The following is an 18,615-nucleotide window of genomic DNA, read 5'->3' as shown; positions in this document are numbered from 1 at the left end:
CAGGCCATATCGCAGCAAGGTTGGTAATACGGGAGCGGCAGGGGCGATGCAAGGTTCCTGCGCCCGGCGGCATCGGGCCAGAATGGCCGGCGTCAAGCGCTCCGGTCGGGCCCGGGCCGATTTACATTGGCCGTGGTTTCTATAGAAGGCTCCCGAGAGGTCTACGCGACATGTATGTGATCGGAATCAGCTCGGGGATCAAGCACGGGCACCACGACGGTGCTGCGGTTTTGCTGCGCGACGGGGAGCTGATCGCTGCTGCCGAGGAGGAGCGCTTCACGCTGGCCAAACATGCGCGCGGCGAGCTGCCGCGCGGGGCGATCGGCTTCTGCCTGAAGCAGGCCGGCATCACCATGTGCGACGTCGACTGGATCTGCTCGCCGTTGAAGACCTACACCAACTACACGCAGCGTCTCACCGAATATTTCAAGTATCAGTTCGGCCACAGCCCGAAGATCGAGCTCTACGACCACCACCTTTGTCATGCCGCGAGCTCGTTCTACGGCTCCGGTTTTCCGGAGGCGACCGTGGCCTGCTTCGACTTCTCGGGCGATTCCAGCTCCGGCCTCGTCGCGCATGCGCGCGGCAACGACTTCCGCGTGCTGACGCGCTTTGCCCGCAATAACAGTCTCGGGCTCTATTACGGGATGCTGACGCAGTATCTCGGCTATCAGATGACCAATGACGAGTACAAGGTCATGGGGCTGTCGTCCTATGGCAGCCCTGACTATCTCGACAAGTTCGCACAGCTGCTGCGTCCTAACGGCATCAACTACGAGCTCGATCCCGAGCTCGACAAGCGCAGGCGCGATGCCGAGATCTTCACCAGTGATTTCTCGACACGGCAGGAGCGCATCTTCACCGAGAAGATGGAGGAGATTCTGGGCCCGCGCCGGCTGCGCGGCGCGCCGCTCGACCAGCGGCTGACCAACATCGCCGCGAGCGGCCAGAAGCAGCTGGAGATCGTCGCCACCGAAGTGATCCGTTCCGCGATCGCCGAGACCGGCTGCGGTGATGTCTGCATCGCCGGCGGCGTCGGGCTGAACTGCAAGATGAACATGGAGATTGCGGCCGAGCCGTCCGTGCAGCGTCTCTACGTCCCACCGGTGCCGCATGATGCCGGCGTGGCGCTCGGCGCCGCAATGATGAAATGCGCGGAGGCGGGCCACGCCATCGCACCGCTGACCCATGCCTACTGGGGCCCGGACTATTCCAACGACACGATACGGGAGACGCTCGACAAGATCGGCGCGCGGTTCGAGCTGCTCGACGATCCCGTGTCGCGCTGCGTCACCGATTTGACAGAGCAGAAGACGGTGGGCTGGTTCCAGGGGCGGATGGAGTATGGTCCCCGCGCGCTCGGCAACCGCTCGATCCTCGCCGATCCTAGGCATGCGGGCATGAAGGACCGCATCAACCTCACCATCAAGTATCGCGAGGAATTCCGCCCGTTCTGTCCGTCCGTGCTGTACGAACGCCAGGCCGAGTATTTCGAGGACACGTTCGACGCGCCCTTCATGGTGGTGACGTTTCCGGTCAATCAGAAGGTCGCCGAGACCATGCCTGCGGTCGTCCATGTCGACAACACCGCACGGATCCAGAGTGTCCATGCGGACAGCAACCCGCTCTATAGTCGCCTGATCGGCGAATTCGCGAAAGCAACCTCGCTGCCGGTCCTGATCAACACCAGCCTCAACATCAACGAGCAGCCGACGGTGAACGCGCCGCTGGAGGCGTTGCATACCTATTTCTGCTCGGGGCTGGACGTGCTCTATCTCGGCAATTACCGGCTGTCGAAATCGAATTGACCTTAAGTGGAGTATCGCCCCGAAATAGATGGACTTAGAGCGATCGCCGTTCTTTCGGTCATGCTCTTCCATGCGGGCATCAAGGCGCTGCCGGGCGGCTATCTCGGTGTCGACATATTCTTCGTCATCAGCGGCTATCTGATCACCTCCATCATCAGCACCGAGATGGAGCAGGGCAGGTTTACATTCGCGGCTTTTTACGAAAGGCGGGCGCGGAGAATATTGCCGGCACTCATCGTGGTCTTGCTGGTGTGCACCCCCCTCGTTGTCATTCTCATGCTTCCGCGCGAGGTGCTCGAGTTCTCGAAGAGCGTGATCGCGGTGTGCGCGTTCGTGTCGAACGTATTTTTCTGGTCGCAGAGCGGCTACTTCGACCGGATAGCCGAACTGAAGCCGCTGTTGCATACGTGGAGCCTCGGCGTCGAAGAGCAGTTCTACCTGATCTTCCCCATTCTCCTGATGGGCGCTTTGAAGTTCGGCCGGAAGTGGGCCGGAGTGCTGCTCGCGGCGATCGCGGTTGCAAGCATCAGCTACGCCCAATGGGGACCCCAGACCAAGGAAGCCACCTTCTATTTGATTCCGAGTCGCCTCTGGGAATTGCTCATGGGGGCTGTTCTGGCCTTGTGGCCCGTCACGAAGTTGCGGGCCCGGCTGTCAAACGCAACACTCGACACTTTGGTCCTCGTCGGCATCGGGCTTATCGCGTTCGGCCTTTTTGAGCGCGGCGGATTCAAATATCCCGGTTTTCGAGCTCTTACCCCCGTGGCCGGAGCCTGGCTCGTCATTGCGTTCGCGACCACTCGGACCACGGTCGGAAGGGTGCTCGGAAGTCGGATCCCCGTCGCGATCGGACTCGTCAGCTACAGCGCCTATCTGTGGCATCAGCCGGTGTTGGTTTTCGCCAGATTGAGCGGCTTTGATCGCCCCGATGTCGGTGTCGCGCTTGCGCTGACGGCTGGTTCCTTCGTGCTTGCCGTCTTGACCTATCGCCTGGTCGAGCAACCGGCCAGGGATCGCAAATGGCTGAGAAAGCCGGCGCTGATTGCGGCTTGCTCGCTCGGCATATTCTCTCTCGCCGGCACCAGTATCGCTGCGATCGCCACCAACGGATTCGAAAAGCAAGGTCTTTACTTCAGCGGAGACGATACGCGTCGTCTCTACCAGTTGCTCATGCGTGACACCGGGGGCGAGCTCACGCGCGACATGGCCACGGATGGCAATTGCGTTTTCTGGATGACGCAGCTCGAACCTGCGGCCTGGGGCCGGCTGGTCGACTGCTCGAAGAGGTTTGGACCCGGAACAGTCGTGATCGGCGACTCCCACGCGATGAACATCTACAACGCCCTGTTCAGGAGCAACTATGGCAAGTTCGTCGTTGGGCTGGTCAACCCTGGCTGCCGCCCTTGGGACAACACGCGACGTGAATGTCCCTATATTGGATTCGGCGAATTCATGGATGCGCATCGGGAAGCTATCCGGACGGTCATCCTGCATTTCTCCGGATCCCATCTCGTGCTCGACGAAAATGATCAGGAAGAGCCCGGCGATGTGCTGAAATTTGGCGGCAAGTACCATTTCAACGATAACGCGATCACCCAGACGATCGGCTATCTGCAAGCCATGTCCGGGATGACCCGGGTGGTCTGGCTTGGTCCCTTCGTCGAACCGAGGCTCAATCTCGCCGACTTTGAAGGCATGAGGAAGGTCGCGCGGGAGGGGTATCCGATCAGTCCCGTGACAGTCGATATTTTCTTGGAGCTCGAGAAGCACTTGCGCGGCACCATTGACCTGCAGCGCAGGTCCTTCGACTACGTCTCGTTTTTCGATATCATCAAGCCTGATGCGATGAATCTGCTGAGTGGCGATTGCCTGATGTACAGGGATTTCGATCATCTCAGCGTTTGCGGCGAGACCGTCGTCGGCAAGGATTTGAAGGCGCGCCTTTCACGATATGCCTCCCCGGAGCGGTGAGCGAGGGCGCGCGGCTTCAGGCGCCTGTCAGGAATGCTACCGCTCGTCCGCGATCACCTTGCCGTCGTTCGGAAGCATGCCGGGGCTGACCAGCTCGACGGCTCCGCCGAGTTTCGTCACGGCCCGCAAGCTGCTGGCGATTTCCTCGTGCAGCGCCTCGCTCGCAGCCGCCGTTTCCACTTTCAGCGTCATTGCGTCGCTCTCGCCCTGTCGTGTGACGACAAGGCGGAGTCTTCCGAGCTCGGAATGGCGCTTGCCGATCTCGGCGATCTGTTCGGGGCGGATGAACATGCCCTTGACCTTGGTGGTCTGGTCGGCGCGGCCCATCCAGCCCTTGATGCGCATGTTGGTGCGGCCGCACGTGCTCGGACCGGGCAGCGCTGCGGTGAGGTCGCCGAGGGCGAGCCTGATCCAGGGATGGTGGGGATCGAGCGACGTCACCACGATCTCGCCGACGTCGCCCGACGCGACGGGATCGCCAGTGCCGGGCTTGACGATCTCCAGGATCAGGTCTTCGTTCACGACCATGCCCTCGCGTGCCTCGGTGTCGAACGCGATGAGGCCGAGATCGGCGGTGCCGAAGGCCTGGTAGGCGTCGATGCCGCGCGCCTTGATCTCAGCCTGGAGTGAGGGCGGGAACGCCGCGCCGGAAACCAGTGCACGCTTGATCGAGGAAACGTCGCGGCCTGAACTGGTTGCGGCATCCAGCAATATCTTCAGAAAGTCCGGTGTGCCGCTGTAGCCAACCGGGCGGTAGGCTTCGATCAATTCGAACTGCTGCTCGGTATTGCCGGGCCCTGCCGGGATCACGGCGCAGCCGAGTGCCCGCGCCGAGGCATCGAAGATGAAGCCGCCGGGGGTCAGATGGTAGCTGAAGGTGTTGAGGACGATGTCATCGGGCCGGAACCCGGCCGCGAACAACGCCCTCGCGCCGCGCCAGGGATCGGCCTGCCGTCCCTCCGGCTCGAAGATCGGGCCGGGGGAGGTGAAGAGGCGGGCGAATGAGCCGGGGGCCGCCGCCACGAAGCCTCCGAAGGGCGCAGAGGCCTTGTGCAGGGCGGGCAGTTCCGACTTGCGCAAGACCGGCAGGCCCGCCAGTGCGGCCCTGGAGGTCACGGCGGCGGGATCGATACCTCTCAGCCGCTCGGCATAGGCCGGCGCGGCCATCGCGGCTCGCAGTACCTCCGGCAGGCGGGAGAACAGATCGGCCTCGCGGGCGGCTTGTTCGCGCGTCTCGCGAGCGTCGTAGTGGGCGGTCATGGCTGCTCTTTCCGTGTTGGCATCCGTTGCGCGCCGCCGCTGGCGTGGGTATCAGACGGCCATTGGCGAGGCCCGGAGAGGACGCGATGGCGGACGAAGGAATCATTGCGGCGGAGGAGGCGACGGACGTCGTCGCGCGCCTGAAGCGCCGCATGATCGAGGAGGCGCTGCCGCTGTGGTCGACCGTCGGCTGGGATTCTGCCGGTGGCGGTTTCATCGACCGGCTGCACCGCGACGGCGCTGCGGATGCGGCTGCGCCGCGGCGCGTGTTCGTGCAGGCCCGCCAGATCTATTGCTACGCCAAGGCCGCACAAATGGGCTGGTACCCTGAGGGCCGCGCCATCGCGCTGAAGGGGCTGGAGCATCTGCTCAGCAAAGCGAAGGCGCCCGACGGCAAGCCCGGTTACGTGCACCGGCTGACGCCGGAGGGGACGGTGCTGGACGGCCGGCGCGATGCCTACGACCACGCCTTCATCCTGTTTGCGCTCGCGACCGTCTACGCGCTCGACCAGGACGCTCAGATTCGTGCCGAGATCGACGCGCTGCTGGCCTTCCTCGACGGCCATCTCCGCTCGCCGCATGGCGGCGTGCACGAAAGCCTTCCGGTTTCGCTGCCGCGCCGGCAGAACCCGCACATGCACCTGTTCGAGGCGATGATCGCGTGTTTCGACGCGACCCACGATTTGTCGTTCCAGAACCGTGCCGGCGAGTTTTTCGCGCTGTTCCTTGCCAATCTCTACGACAAGCAGAAGCGCATCCTGACCGAGTATTTCGAGGAGGACTGGTCGAAGATCGAGCCCGTCAGCGTCGAGCCGGGCCATCAGGCGGAATGGGTCTGGCTGCTGAAAGGTTTCGAACGCATCACGGGATGCCCGACCGGTCAGCGGCGCGCCGAGTTGCTTGCGACCGCGCTCCGATATCGCGACGAGGCCACGGGCTGCCTGATCGACGAGGGGGACGACATCGGCAACATTCGCCGCGGCACGCGCCGGCTTTGGCCGCAGACCGAGATCGCGAAGGCGTGGATCGCGCAGGCCGAGTCCGGCGAGGCGGGCGCAGCGGACGAGGCGCGTGCGGCACTGGTGCGGCTCGAACGGCATTATCTCAGCCATCCCGTGAGGGGCGGCTGGTACGACCAGTTCGATCGCGACGGCAAGTCGCTGATCGACACCATTCCTGCGTCGTCGTTCTATCATGTTCTCTGCGCAGTCACGGAAGCGGAGCAGGTGCTGGGTTAGAGCCACCGCTTGCGCCGCTTGAAGCTCTTGAGGTTCTTGAAGCTCTTGCGCTGGTCGCCGGCGCCCCCGAGGTAGAATTCCTTGACGTCCTCGTTGTCGCGAAGCTCGTCGGCGGTGCCGTCGAGCACGACCTTGCCTTGCTCCATGATGTAACCGTGGCTTGCCACAGACAGCGCGGCGCGTGCGTTCTGCTCGACCAGGAGGATGGTGACGCCGAGGTCGCGGTTGATCGTCTGGATGATGGCGAACACCTCCTTCACCAGCAGCGGCGACAGGCCCATCGACGGCTCGTCCATCAGGATCATCTTCGGCCGCGCCATCAGCGCCCGGCCGATTGCGAGCATCTGCTGCTCGCCGCCGGAGAGATAGCCGGCCAAACCCGTGCGCTCCTTCAGGCGGGGGAAATAGGTGAAGACCATGTCGAGATCGGCATCGACCTCGCGGTCCCGACGCGTGAAGGCGCCGAGCTTGAGGTTCTCCAGCGACGTCATGTCGGAGACGATGCGCCGGCCCTCCATCACCTGGAAGATGCCGCGGCGGACGATCTTGTCGGGATCGATGCCATTGATCCGCTCGCCCTCGAACAGGATCTCCCCGCGCGTGACCTCGCCGTCTTCGGTCTTGAGCAGCCCCGAGATCGCCTTCAGCGTCGTGGACTTGCCGGCGCCGTTGGCGCCGAGGAGTGCGACGATTGCACCCTTGGGCACGTCGAGGCTGAGCCCGCGCAATACCAGGATGACGTCATCATAGACGACCTCGATGTTGCGCACGGCGAGGAGAGGGGGCGCGGGGACGGCGGTCGGCGAAGGACGGGATGCTTCGAGGGTGTCGGTCATGTTGGGTGCCAATTTGTTACGCCCGTCATGCCCGGGCTTGTCCCGGGCATCCACGCTCTTCGTGCCGAGTGGTCAGACGTGGATGGCCGGGACAAGCCCGGCCATGACGTCCGAGATCGCTCACCAGCCCAGCAGCTCCGCCTTGCGCGGCAGCTCGACGGTCTTGACCTTCTCGAGCTTGATCGCGCCCTTGGCCATGAGATCGTTGAGGTCGCCGTCGGTCGCACCGGTGATCTTGGTGCGATAGAGGTCGACCTTCAGCGTGCCGCGGTGGTCCTTTTCGGTCCAGGTCGAAGGATTGCAGACGCCTTCCATTCCGGCCGGGACCCAGTCCTTCTTCTGATAGAATCCCTTGCGGACGTTCTCGCCGGTGGCACCGCCGTTCTTGGCGGCCCAGTCGAGCGCTTCCTTCATGTAGAGCGCCGAACAGACGGCCGCGATGTAGTGCACCGGGCGATAGACCTTTCCGGTGGGATCGGACATCTTGGAGATTTCCATCACCGTCTTCATGCCGGGCGCATTGCCACCCCAGCTCACCGCGGTGCGCAGCGGGAAGATCACGCCGTTGGCGGCGTCCCCGGCCGTCTTGGCGGCGTTCTCGTCCATGCCCCAGACATTACCCATGAACTGGATCTCGACGCCTGCGGTCTTGCACGCCTTCATCACCGAGATGTTGGAGGCTGCGGTGTTGCCGAGATAAGCGTAGTTGGCACCTGAGGATTTCAGGCTAAGGCACTGGGCGCTGTAGTCGCCCGGCGCGAGCGCAAACACGAGCGGCGGCAGTACTTCGAAGCCGAGCTCCTGCGCCATGGCTTCGCCTGCGGCCTTCGGCGCGTTCGGATAAGGATGGTTGGCGCCCATGTGGACGAATTTCGGCTTGCCGGACTTGCCCTTGGCCTTCCAGTCCTCGGCTGCCCAGATCAGCATCGCACGCAGCGAATCCGAATAGCTCGGGCCGTAGAAGAAATTGTAGGGCGCGGGCTTGGCCTTGCCGCTGATGCCTTCGGGATCGGTGAGGGCCGCGGCGTAGGAGCCGGACATATCGGGGATCTTGTCCTGGGCGAGGAAGCCGGTCAGCGCCTCGGTGTCGGCGGTGCCCCAACCCATGATCGCCGCGACCTTGCTGTCCGGCGCCGACCATTTCTTGTACAGCGCGATCGCTTTCGGCACCTGGTAGCCGTAGTCGTTGGTGTCGACATTGAGCTGCTTGCCGCCGACGCCGCCGTTCTTGTTGACCCAGGCGAAGGTGTCGGCGACGGCCTGGCCGTAGGGAGTGCCGACGTCGGAGGTACCACCGGAGCGATCCTCCAGATGACCGAGTGCGATCTGCGCCTGCGCGCTGGCCGAAAAGGTCGCGATCAAGAGCGCGAGTGACGCCGTGCTCAAAAGGGATTTCATTTTCATAGGTCGGTTCCTCCTGTTTATTGTTTAAGTGAAGCAGCCGCGCTCAGTGCGAGAACGGGTAGAGTTTCCAGTAGGCCTTGATCTGCCGCCAGCGATGCGCGAGTCCGTCGGGCTCGAACATCAGGAACGCGATGATGATCACGCCGATGGCGATCTCGCGCAAGAACGTGAGGTTGTTGTTGAGCCCCAGAGCCTTGTCGATCGCGCCGCCCTTCAGATAGGCGCTGAGAAGCTCCATCGACTCCGGCAGCAGCACGACGAACGCGGTACCCATCAGCGTGCCCATGATCGAGCCGGTGCCGCCGATGATGATCATGGCGAGGAACAGGATCGAGCGCTCGATGCCGAAACCTTCCTGCGACACCACGAGCTGGTAATGCGCATAGAGCGCGCCGGCGATGCCGGCGAAGAAGGCCGCCAACCCAAACGACAGCGTGCGGTATTTGGTGAGGTTGATGCCCATGATCTCGGCGGAGAGATAATGGTCGCGGATCGCCACCAGCGCGCGGCCGTCGCGTGTGCGCATCAGATTGGTGACCAGAATGTAGCAGAGCAGCACATAGGCCAGCACGACGTAGAAATACTGTTTGTCGCCGCGAAGCGTGTAGCCGAAGATCGAGAACGGATTGGCGCTCGCCGGTACCGAGCCGCCCGTGAACCACTCGGCGCGGGAGAAGAAGTCGAGCAGGATATATTGCGCGGCAAGCGTCGCGATGACGAGATACAGCCCCTTCAGGCGCGCCGCCGGGATGCCGAAGATCAGCCCGACCAGCGCGGTGATGACGCCCGCGAGCGGGATGGCGAAGAACACCGGGATCGGCGCGTTGTTGGAGATATAGGCCGAGGTAAAGGCGCCGAGCAGGAAGAAGGCGGCATGTCCGATCGAGATCTGGCCGGTGAAGCCGACCAGGATGTTGAGGCCGAGCGCGGCGATCGAGAAAATGCCGATCTGGATCAGGATGCTGAGCCAGTAGCCGGCGAGCAATTGCGGCGCGAAGCACAACAGCAGCACGCCGAGGATCGCGAAGTTGCGGCCGGTCGTGGTCGGAAAGATCGTGGTGTCGGCCGCGTAGGAGGTGCGGAAATCACCAGCAGGAATGAGGGCAGGGCCAGCCATGGATCAGATCCGCTCGATGTCGTGGGTGCCGAACAGGCCGTAGGGCTTGATCATCAGCACGATGATGAGGACGTAGAACGGCGCGATCTCGTAGAGATTGCCCCAGTGCAGATATTCGCTGTCGACATATTGCGCGACGTTCTCGAGCAGGCCGATGATGATCCCGCCGAGCACGGCGCCGCCGACGGAATCGAGCCCGCCGAGGATGGCCGCGGGGAAAACCTTGATGCCGTAGGCGGCAAGGCCCGAGGACACGCCGTTGACGACGGCGACGACGACACCCGCGACCGCCGAGACGGTGGCCGAGATCGCCCAGGCCATCGCGAACACGCTCTTCACGGAAATGCCGAGCGACTGCGCGACCTGCTGGTTGAATGCGGTGGCGCGCATCGCAAGGCCGTACTTCGAGGCCCGGAAGAACCAGGCCATGCCGATCATCATCGCGACCGAGACCACGAGGCTCATGACATAGACGGTCTGGATCTGTAACCCGAACAGGCTGACTGACTGGCTCTCGAACACGCGCGGGAACGGCTGCGGGTTGACGCCGAACATCCATTTCAGGGTCGCTTGCAGCACGGTCGAGAGGCCGATCGTCACCATGATCACCGAGATGATGGGTTCGCCGATCATCGGCCGCAGGATCAGGACCTGGATCGCGATGCCGAACACGAACATGAACACCAGCGTCATCGGCATGCCGATCCAGAACGGCACCTGGTATTTGGCAAGCAGGGCCCAGCACACCCAGGCGCCGACCAGCAGCAATTCACCTTGCGCAAAGTTGACGACCTGCGTCGCCTTGTAGATCAGCACGAACGACATCGCGACCACGCCATAGAGCGTGCCGACCACAAGGCCGTTGACCAGGAGCTGAAAGAGGAAGGCGGTGTTCATGCTGTGATGCTCGATGACGAGTCCGGCGCGCTCTTCCCCTCTCCCCTTGTGGGAGAGGGTGGCTTCGCGAAGCGAAGACGGGTGAGGGGTTGTTTCGGCAGTAACGGTACGCAGAGAGAACCCCTCACCCTAGTGAGGCTGTGGCTGATGACGGCGAGGCCCTCTCCCACAAGGGGAGAGGGCACAGCAATGCGCACCGGGCCCGTTGCCGACTGGAACATCACTCCGCCGCCTCCGCCATGTGCCCGTGTCCACCCAGGTCCACCACGCGCAACGTCGTCCGCACCCTCTGCGTGCTGCCGTCCTGGAAGCGGATCACGGTGTCGACGGGGATGTCGGCATCGCCGCGGTAGATGGCGTCGATGATGCCTTCGTATTTCTCGTTGATGACGCTGCGGCGCACCTTCCGGGTGCGGGTGAGCTCGCCGTCGTCGGCATCGAGCTCCTTGTAGAGTAGCAGGAAGCGCGAGATGCGCTGCGCCGGCGGCAGCGTGGCGTTGACGGTCTCGACCTCCTTGCGGAGCAGTGCATAGACCTCCGGCCGCGAGGCGAGGTCGCTGTAGGTCGTGAAGGAGAGGCGGTTCTTCTCCGCCCATTTCGAGATGATGGAATAGCGGATGCAGATCATCGCCGCGAGCGTGTCGCGGCCGGCCCCGAGCACCACGGCTTCGGCGATATAGGGCGAGAACTTCAGCTTGTTCTCGATGAACTGCGGCGAGAAACGCTCGCCGCGCGAGGTCTCGGCGAGATCCTTGATGCGGTCGATCACGACGAGCTGCTGGTTGGCGTTGAAATAGCCGGCATCGCCCGACAGCATCCAGCCGTCCTTGATGTCGGCGACGCTGGCCTCGGGGTTCTTGTAATAGCCGAGGAACATGTTGGGATGCCGCACCACGATCTCGCCGACGCCGTGGACGTCGGGATTGTCGATGCGGATCTCGACTTGGTCGGACATCGGCACGCCGGTGGTGTCAGGATCGACCTTGCCCTCGGGATGCAGCGTGTAGGCCCCCAGCAGCTCGGTCTGGCCATAGAGCGTGCGCAGCGGCACGCCCATGGCCTGGAAGAACTTGAAGGTATCAGGGCCGAGCGCTGCGCCACCGGTCGCGGCGGAGCGCAGGCGGGTGAAGCCGAGGCGATCGCGCAGCGCGCGGAACAGGATCGCGTCGGCGAGACCCGAGCGCTTGCCCTGTTCGAGCGCGGCAAGGCCGCTCTTCATGCCGACCTCGAACAGGCGTTGCTTGAAAGGCGTGGCGTCCATCACCTTGGCGCGAACGTCGGCGGCGATGGATTCCCAGACCCGTGGGGCAAAGAGCACGAAGGTCGGCGCGATTTCGCGCAGATCGTTCATCATGGTGTCGGGCTCTTCGACGAAGTTGATCTTCATCCGGCAAAGCAGACCTTTGCCGAGCACGTAGACCTGCTCCATGATCCACGGCAGCGGCAGCACCGAGACATATTCGTCCTCCGGTCCCTTCGGATCGAAGGCGAGATAGGTCGCGCAGTGGCCGAGCACGCGGCCGGCGGCCAGCATTGCGAGCTTGGGATGCGACGTGGTGCCCGACGTCGTACAGAGGATCGCGACGTCCTCGCCCTTGGTGGCATCGACCAGTCTGTCGTACAGCTCAGGCTCGCGCGCGGCGCGGGCGCGGCCGAGTTCGGCAAATTTCTCCGCCGACATCAGCCTGGGATCGTCGTATTTCCGCATCCCGCGCGGATCGGAATAGATGATGTGATTCAGCTTCGGCGCGCGATCGGCGAGGCTGAGAAGCTTGTCGACCTGCTCCTCGTCCTCGGCGAAGACGAGCTGTGCCTCGCCATAGTTGAGGAGATAGGAGGCCTCGTCATCCAGCACGTCGCGATAGAGTCCGAGGCTGAGGCCGCCGATGGCGTGCGTCGCCACTTCCGCCGCGACCCAGTCCGGCCGGTTGTCGCCGATGATGCCGACGACGTCACCGCGGCCAAGGCCCATTTCGAGAAGACCTAGCGCGAAGTCGCGGACGCGGGTCTGGTAGTCGTTCCAGGTGAACACACGCCAGAGCCCGAGATCCTTCTCGCGCAGGGCAATCTCGTTGCCGTGCTCCCTGGCGTTGAGCCGGAGCATCTTCGGATAGGTGTCGGCCTGGGCGACGCGGCCTGCGTAATCCATCATGCCGCGCTCTCCTGCGCGGGGGCAGCGTCATCGGGATCGACCAGCACCTCGTCTTCTTCGCCCAGATAGGCGCGCCTGACGTGAGGATCGGCGAGCACCGTCGCCGGGTCGCCTTCGGCGATCTTCTTGCCGAAATCCAGCACCATGACGCGGTGGGAGATGTCCATCACCACGCCCATGTCGTGCTCGATCATCACCACCGTCATCCCGAATTCCTCGTTGAGATCGACGATGTAGCGGGCCATGTCCTCCTTCTCCTCGAAGTTCATGCCGGCCATCGGCTCGTCGAGGAGAATGAGGCGCGGCTCGAGCGCCATGGCGCGGGCGAGCTCGACGCGCTTGCGCAAGCCATAGGAGAGGGTGCCGGCCTGCGCCTTCCGCACCGACTGAAGGTCGAGGAAGTCGATGATCTCCTCGACCTTGCGGCGGTGCTCGAGTTCTTCCTTGCGCGCGCCGGTGAGCCAGTACAGCGAGCCCGTGAGGAAATTGTTCTTCAGGAGGTGATGACGCCCGACCATGATGTTGTCGAGCACGCTCATATGGTGGAACAGTGCGAGGTTCTGGAAGGTGCGGCCGATCCCGAGCGAAGCCCGCGCATTCGGCGTCAGGGCGGTGATGTCACGGCCCTGGTAGAACAGCTGGCCTTCGGTCGGCTTGTAGCGACCGGAAATACAGTTCACGATCGAGGTCTTGCCGGCCCCGTTGGGACCGATGATCGAGAACAGCTCTCCGTCCCTGATGGCGAAGCTGACATCGGTCAGCGCCCGGACGCCGCCGAATCGCAAGGACACGCCTCGCACTTCAAGACTGGTAGCCACCAAACAAATCCCTCCCGGTGATGGCGCGTTCAGCGGCGCTCTTCGTCGGTTCCTGCCCGGCGATCCTAGTACGGCCGTGCCGGTGAGACCATGCAGCAGATGGTCTCCACGGAAAGCCGCGCCGCTCTCATTCCCGCTTGGGATCAAAAGCCGCATCGCCCGAGGTGGCCCTCAATAGGGGAAAGCGCTATTTTGAAATGTCTCCCGGCTGACAATTCTGCGACAAAGTTTTTTCGGGTGGCCGCGGCCTTCGTCTTTCGTCTGATGGCGGTCGAAATGATCTTGTGCGGTGCAGCAGAAGGCTTGGGTGACGAAACGGTGCGGCTGGCTTCGAGATCATGATTTCAGAGGATCAACTGAAGCGCGTCGCCGCCTGGTCGCGCGAACTCACGCAGGCTGAGATCGAGGTCGCTCGCGCAGGCATCACGGAGCGGTCCTATGGCACCGGAGAGACCGTGTTCATGCGCGGCGATTCGTTCGACTATTGGGCCGGCATGGTCTTTGGCCTCGCCCGGATGGGCGGGGTCTCGCGCGACGGCAAGGAGACGAGCCTCGCCGGTCTGACGGCGGGGGCCTGGTTCGGCGAGGGCAGCGTGCTCAAGAACGAACCGCGCCGCTATGACGTGGTCGCGCTGCGCGACAGCCGCGTTGCGCTGATGGAACGCAGCGCTTTCATGTGGCTGTTCGAGAACAGCGTCGGCTTCAACCGCTTCCTGGTGCGCCAGCTCAACGAACGGCTCGGCCAGTTCATCGGCATGCTCGAGGTCAACCGCACACTGGATGCCACCGCGCGCCTCGCCCGCAGCATCGCCTCGCTGTTCAACCCGATCCTCTATCCGGAATCGACCGCGCATCTGGAGATCACCCAGGAGGAGATCGGCGCGCTCTCGGGCATGTCCCGCCAAAACGCCAATCGCGCGCTGAACCGGCTGGAGAAGGAGGGGCTGCTGCGGCTCGAATATGGCGGCGTCACCATCCTCGATATCGAGCGGCTGCGCGGGTATGGAGACTAGCCGACCTCATCGCGCATTGGCGGGCGCGTGTACCGGCCATAGATCGGCGCGCCAGCGGATCGCGATCGCCAGCATCGCGATGAAGCCCGCGACAGCATAGAGCGAGCCTGTCGCGGAATAGCCGATGACGTCGATCAGGCTGCCGGCCGCGAGCAGTCCGATCGGCAGGCCGTAGATCACCATCATGCGCACGCCCATCACGCGGCCGCGAAGGTGCGCGCTCGCGGTGCGCATCAGGATCACGGCCGCCGAGATCATCGACATGCTCTGGGCGATGCCGGCGAGCACCAGGCAGGCCATTGCCACCGGCATGGTCCTGATCTCGACGAACACCAGCAACATGGCGTACCAGGCCAGCGTCGCGCCGATCAGAAGCCGGGCAATGCGCAGTCCGCTGACGAGGCTCAGGGTGATGGAGCCGATCAACGAGCCCACGGCGAAGCTCGCCGAGAGGTAACCTAGGCCGGTCTGGTCGGTGTGGAAGATCTCGCGCGCGATATAGGGCAACAATCCGCCGGTGAAGGGAAATGCGGTGAGATTGGCCAGGAAAGCGACACACAGCGCCGCACGCATTCCCGGGCCGTTCCAGGCGTAGACAATCCCTTCCTTGAGATCGCCCAGTAATCGTGAGACGGCGCGGCTGTTCGCCGGAAGATCGCTGGTCGCGACGGACCTTTCCGGTCGGGTCAGGCAGAGCATCAGCAGCGCGGCCGCAAAGTAGAGACAGGCGATCACCACATAGACGAAGCCGATGCCGAGGAGGGCAAACAGCCCGGCGCCGGTCAGCGCGCCGGCGATGCGCGCGCTGTCCTGGGTCGTGCGTGCAACGCTGATGGCGCCGACCAATTGCTCGGCCGGCATGATCTCGGCCAGCAGCGCGCCCCGCACGCCGAGATCCGAGGGTCGGATCATCCCCATGATCGTCACGATGATCATGACGCTCAGCGGCGACAGGTGACCGGTCAGCGCCAGCACCATGATGGTTGACGACAGCACCGTGTAGATGAGGCGCATGATGACCAGGAGATCGCGATGGCCGATGCGGTCGCCGATCATGCCCAGCACCGGCGCGACCAGGGTCCCCACGAACTGGAGCGAGGCAAGCACGGTGAGCAGCAGCACCGAGCCGGTCTCGACCAGGATGTACCAGCCGAGCACGAGCGTCTCCACCTCGAAAGCCCAGGAGGTGAGCAGATCGGACGGCCATTGAAAGCGATAATTGCGGATGCGGAACGGCGCGAGCGCAGAAGGTCGTGCGGCTGTGCTCAAGACGCGATGGCTCGTGTCACGGCGATTCCCTGCCCGTGTGGTTTCTTTTCATTTCCGGCACCGTAGGGCCGAGGGCGCACGTGTCAATCAGAGCCGCCGCATGCCGCTCCCGCGCTCAGCTCTTACCTGGTCGTTGCCGGCTTCCGCTCTGCCAGAGCCGTGGCCATCGCCGAGATCAGCGGCCGCATGAAATAGGCTTCATCGGCCGGCGAGATGTCGGCGCGCAGGCCGTGCGCGGCGAGCTCGCCCGAGACCGCCGGGCCCACCGACGCAATCAACGTCCGTTCGAAGCCTGCGCGCAGCTTGGCCTCGCTGCCATGCGCCTTCGCTGCCTCGATCAGGCGACGGACCTGGCCGAGATTGGTCAGCGCAATGGAATCGATCCGCCCCGCGGCCATCTCGTCGATCGCGGTGACGATGCTGGCATCGGCGGCGCTGGCATCGTAGGCATAAGGCAGCACCGCATCGACATCGGCGCCTTGCGCGGCGAGCGCGCCGGTCAGTGCGCTATGGTCCTTGTCCGGATAGAGCTGGAGGCCGATACGGTGCCCCCTCAGGTCGACCTTGCCGAGCATCTCGATCACGCCCTCGGTGATCGGTTTCTCCGTGGTCTGCTGCGGTTCGAGGCCGAGTTCGCGCAGTGCCTTGCCTGGTTTCGGCCCGCGGATGAACTTTCGCGATCCGGCGAGAGCAGCGACGAGGGCTTGGTCGAGCCCGCGTGCGCGCGCGAGCTTCATGATCCGCCGCAGGCCTTCACCGGTCATCAGCACGAGATCGTCGAACGGCTTGTCGATGGCGCGGCGGATCCAGGCGTCGACCGGGGCCGGATCCGGCGCATCCTGGATGGTGAACATCGGGCATTGCACGACCTCGGCGCCTTGCTCGGCGAGAAGTCTTGAAAACTGCGCCTCCTCACGCGTTTCCAGGATCAGGATGCGGGTGCCGTTCAAACGGTCGGCCATGGAAATGCTCCGGCATAAATCGCAATCGTCCGTTCATCCTGACTCCACGCTTTACGTCGAAGCAAGCCCCGGGATTGGCGCAAGGGGCGTGTCGGTGCTAGAGCAGGGTGCAAATCGCGGCGTGTCCCGTAGCTGCTGCACAAACCTTCATCAGAGCCAAGCCCGTTCATCAACATGCCCGATCATCAATATGTGCTGACCCTGTCCTGCCCGGATCGCCCCGGCATCGTTTCGGCGGTGTCGACCTTCCTGGCCCATAATGGACAGAACATTCTCGACGCCCAGCAGTTCGACGACATCGAGACCAAGAAATTCTTCATGCGCGTGGTGTTCACCGCGGCCGATCTCGCCGTGGAACTGTCGGCGCTGCAGACCGGCTTTGCCGCGATCGCCGAGCGTTTCGGCATGGACTGGCAGATGCGCGATCGGGCCGCGCACCGCAAGGTGATGCTGCTGGTGTCGAAGTCCGACCACTGCCTGGTCGACATCCTCTATCGCTGGCGCACCGGCGAACTGCCGATGACGCTTGCTGCGATCGTCTCCAACCATCCGCGCGAGGTCTATGGCGGGCTCGATTTCGGGGACATCCCGTTCCACCATCTGCCCGTGACCAGGGAGACCAAGCGCGAGCAGGAGGGCCGGATCATGGACCTCGTGGATACCACGAAGACCGATCTCGTCGTGCTCGCCCGCTACATGCAGATCCTGTCGGACGACCTGTCGGCGAAGCTGTCGGGGCGCTGCATCAACATCCACCACTCGTTCCTGCCGGGCTTCAAGGGCGCAAAGCCCTATCACCAGGCCCATGAGCGCGGCGTCAAGCTGATCGGCGCCACCGCGCACTATGTCACGCGTGACCTCGACGAGGGCCCGATCATCGACCAGGACGTCGAGCGCATCAGCCATCGCGACACGCCGGAGGATCTCGTCCGCAAGGGCCGTGACATCGAGCGCCGCGTGCTGGCCCGCGCGATCCGCTACCATCTCGACGACCGCGTCATCCTCAACGGCCGCAAGACCGTGGTGTTCGTGGATTGAGGGAGCGCCCCTAACGCACCGCGCTGCCCGAAATCGTCCCCGTCGCGCCCTTCTGCGCCTGCTCTTCCTTCTCGCGATCCGCCGCCGGCAGCAGCCGCTTGCGTTCGCGCTCCTTCATGTAGGCGTCGTATTGCGGCGTGCCCGCCCGCGGCGGGGCATCGGCCGGCAGCCCGCCGGCCCATTGCGGGACGTAGTCGCCCATGCCGGCGGAGAGTCTTTCGTTGACGGTCCCGCAGCCCGCAAGGCTGGAGGCCAGCAAGGCAACGATGGCAGCGGTCGAAGGCAAGCGGATACGCATGATCATCTTCTGGGTCGAACTGGACCGGGCGCGGATACGGGACGCCCGGTGGGCGCCAGCGGCGCACTCTAGTCCTCAACAAGTAAAATTGGCCTATTCGGCGGCGAATTTTTTTGTATACATAAAGGTAGAATAATACGTCTTATTTGAGGTTGATCGCGCCGTGCTAGTTGATACGGTATACAATCCGTATTCACGATCGAGGTGGAGAGTTCAATTTCGTCGGGCCCTTTGAATGTTCGAATTCTGCAAAGCGGAGGCGGATTCATCCAACCACGGCGCCGCCGGGCGCTCTTAGAGTACGGCATGACGCGGAGGGGTTAGGCGCGGGCATCGAAAGGCTTTATTGTTGACAGGGCCATTTTATTTGTACAATCGTACAAATAACTCCCCTGCCGGCAATCCGACCGCGTGGCTTGCGCCGAATGGTCGCCCAACGTCCGATTGACAACGGGGTTGCGGAGGACGCCATGTGGCCAGACGGCATGGCTTGTCCGTGGGTTAGAGCGCGGCAAGGACCGGGTACTCGGTCTG

Annotated in this window: 15 protein-coding genes; 5 read left to right on the top strand and 10 right to left on the bottom strand. The window is 63.6% G+C overall.

The features are described 5' to 3' along the window. The first annotated feature begins 170 nt into the window (after window positions 1–170). Together CIT40_RS23555 and CIT40_RS23550 are read left to right on the top strand one after the other, a co-directional pair. Window positions 171–1,808 (top strand): carbamoyltransferase family protein, encoded by a 1,638-nt coding sequence (locus CIT40_RS23555; protein ID WP_094891491.1) that lies wholly within the window; start codon window positions 171–173, stop codon window positions 1,806–1,808. Window positions 1,809–1,814: 6 nt separating this feature from the next. Next, the gene (locus tag CIT40_RS23550; protein ID WP_148667220.1) at window positions 1,815–3,779 is read left to right on the top strand and encodes an acyltransferase family protein; all 1,965 of its coding nucleotides are present in this window, start codon (window positions 1,815–1,817) and stop codon (window positions 3,777–3,779) included. Window positions 3,780–3,815: 36 nt separating this feature from the next. Here CIT40_RS23550 and CIT40_RS23545 read toward each other — a convergent pair whose 3' ends face one another. Then, window positions 3,816–5,039 (bottom strand): phenylacetate--CoA ligase family protein, encoded by a 1,224-nt coding sequence (locus CIT40_RS23545; protein ID WP_100298061.1) that lies wholly within the window; start codon window positions 5,037–5,039, stop codon window positions 3,816–3,818. Window positions 5,040–5,125: 86 nt separating this feature from the next. Between CIT40_RS23545 and CIT40_RS23540 the strand changes: the two genes are divergently transcribed. Then, window positions 5,126–6,277 (top strand): AGE family epimerase/isomerase, encoded by a 1,152-nt coding sequence (locus CIT40_RS23540; protein WP_162307639.1) that lies wholly within the window; start codon window positions 5,126–5,128, stop codon window positions 6,275–6,277. Here the strand turns inward: CIT40_RS23540 and CIT40_RS23535 are convergent. The 6 genes from CIT40_RS23535 to CIT40_RS23510 form a co-directional block, all read right to left on the bottom strand. Further along, complete coding sequence (locus CIT40_RS23535) at window positions 6,274–7,113, bottom strand: ABC transporter ATP-binding protein (protein WP_162307638.1); 840 nt, start codon at window positions 7,111–7,113, stop codon at window positions 6,274–6,276. The two genes, CIT40_RS23540 and CIT40_RS23535, sit on opposite strands and share 4 nt — an antisense overlap. A 120-nt stretch (window positions 7,114–7,233) precedes the next feature. After that, a complete protein-coding gene (locus tag CIT40_RS23530; RefSeq protein ID WP_094891494.1) occupies window positions 7,234–8,517 on the bottom strand; it encodes an ABC transporter substrate-binding protein in 1,284 nt (427 codons plus the stop codon). Window positions 8,518–8,560: 43 nt separating this feature from the next. Beyond that, complete coding sequence (locus CIT40_RS23525) at window positions 8,561–9,634, bottom strand: branched-chain amino acid ABC transporter permease (protein WP_094891495.1); 1,074 nt, start codon at window positions 9,632–9,634, stop codon at window positions 8,561–8,563. A 3-nt stretch (window positions 9,635–9,637) separates the two neighbouring features. Beyond that, a complete protein-coding gene (locus CIT40_RS23520) occupies window positions 9,638–10,531 on the bottom strand; it encodes a branched-chain amino acid ABC transporter permease (protein WP_094891496.1) in 894 nt (297 codons plus the stop codon). Window positions 10,532–10,751: 220 nt separating this feature from the next. Further along, window positions 10,752–12,683, bottom strand: coding sequence for a long-chain fatty acid--CoA ligase (locus CIT40_RS23515; protein ID WP_094891497.1), 1,932 nt, complete (start codon window positions 12,681–12,683; stop codon window positions 10,752–10,754). Then, a complete protein-coding gene (locus tag CIT40_RS23510) occupies window positions 12,680–13,501 on the bottom strand; it encodes an ABC transporter ATP-binding protein (protein ID WP_094891645.1) in 822 nt (273 codons plus the stop codon). Before CIT40_RS23510 ends, CIT40_RS23515 begins: the two co-directional genes overlap by 4 nt. 338 nt (window positions 13,502–13,839) lie before the next feature. On the opposite strand from CIT40_RS23510, the gene CIT40_RS23505 reads away from it, so the two are divergent. Then, window positions 13,840–14,514, top strand: a complete 675-nt coding sequence (locus tag CIT40_RS23505) for a Crp/Fnr family transcriptional regulator (RefSeq protein ID WP_094891498.1) — start codon at window positions 13,840–13,842, stop codon at window positions 14,512–14,514. Window positions 14,515–14,520: 6 nt separating this feature from the next. Here CIT40_RS23505 and CIT40_RS23500 read toward each other — a convergent pair whose 3' ends face one another. Continuing rightward, a complete protein-coding gene (locus CIT40_RS23500) occupies window positions 14,521–15,783 on the bottom strand; it encodes an MFS transporter (protein ID WP_094891499.1) in 1,263 nt (420 codons plus the stop codon). Window positions 15,784–15,905: 122 nt separating this feature from the next. After that, window positions 15,906–16,745, bottom strand: coding sequence for a uroporphyrinogen-III synthase (locus tag CIT40_RS23495; protein WP_094891500.1), 840 nt, complete (start codon window positions 16,743–16,745; stop codon window positions 15,906–15,908). A gap of 174 nt (window positions 16,746–16,919) precedes the next feature. Between CIT40_RS23495 and purU the strand changes: the two genes are divergently transcribed. Beyond that, complete coding sequence (gene purU / locus CIT40_RS23490; protein WP_094891501.1) at window positions 16,920–17,783, top strand: formyltetrahydrofolate deformylase; 864 nt, start codon at window positions 16,920–16,922, stop codon at window positions 17,781–17,783. Between the two features lie 10 nt (window positions 17,784–17,793). Here the strand turns inward: purU and CIT40_RS23485 are convergent, their stop codons facing one another. Next, complete coding sequence (locus CIT40_RS23485; protein ID WP_193550880.1) at window positions 17,794–18,087, bottom strand: hypothetical protein; 294 nt, start codon at window positions 18,085–18,087, stop codon at window positions 17,794–17,796. Window positions 18,088–18,615: the final 528 nt, after the last annotated feature.

This window comes from Bradyrhizobium amphicarpaeae (assembly GCF_002266435.3).
Taxonomy (GTDB): Bacteria; Pseudomonadota; Alphaproteobacteria; order Rhizobiales; family Xanthobacteraceae; genus Bradyrhizobium; species Bradyrhizobium amphicarpaeae.
This window is presented reverse-complemented; position numbering and strand designations above follow the sequence as displayed.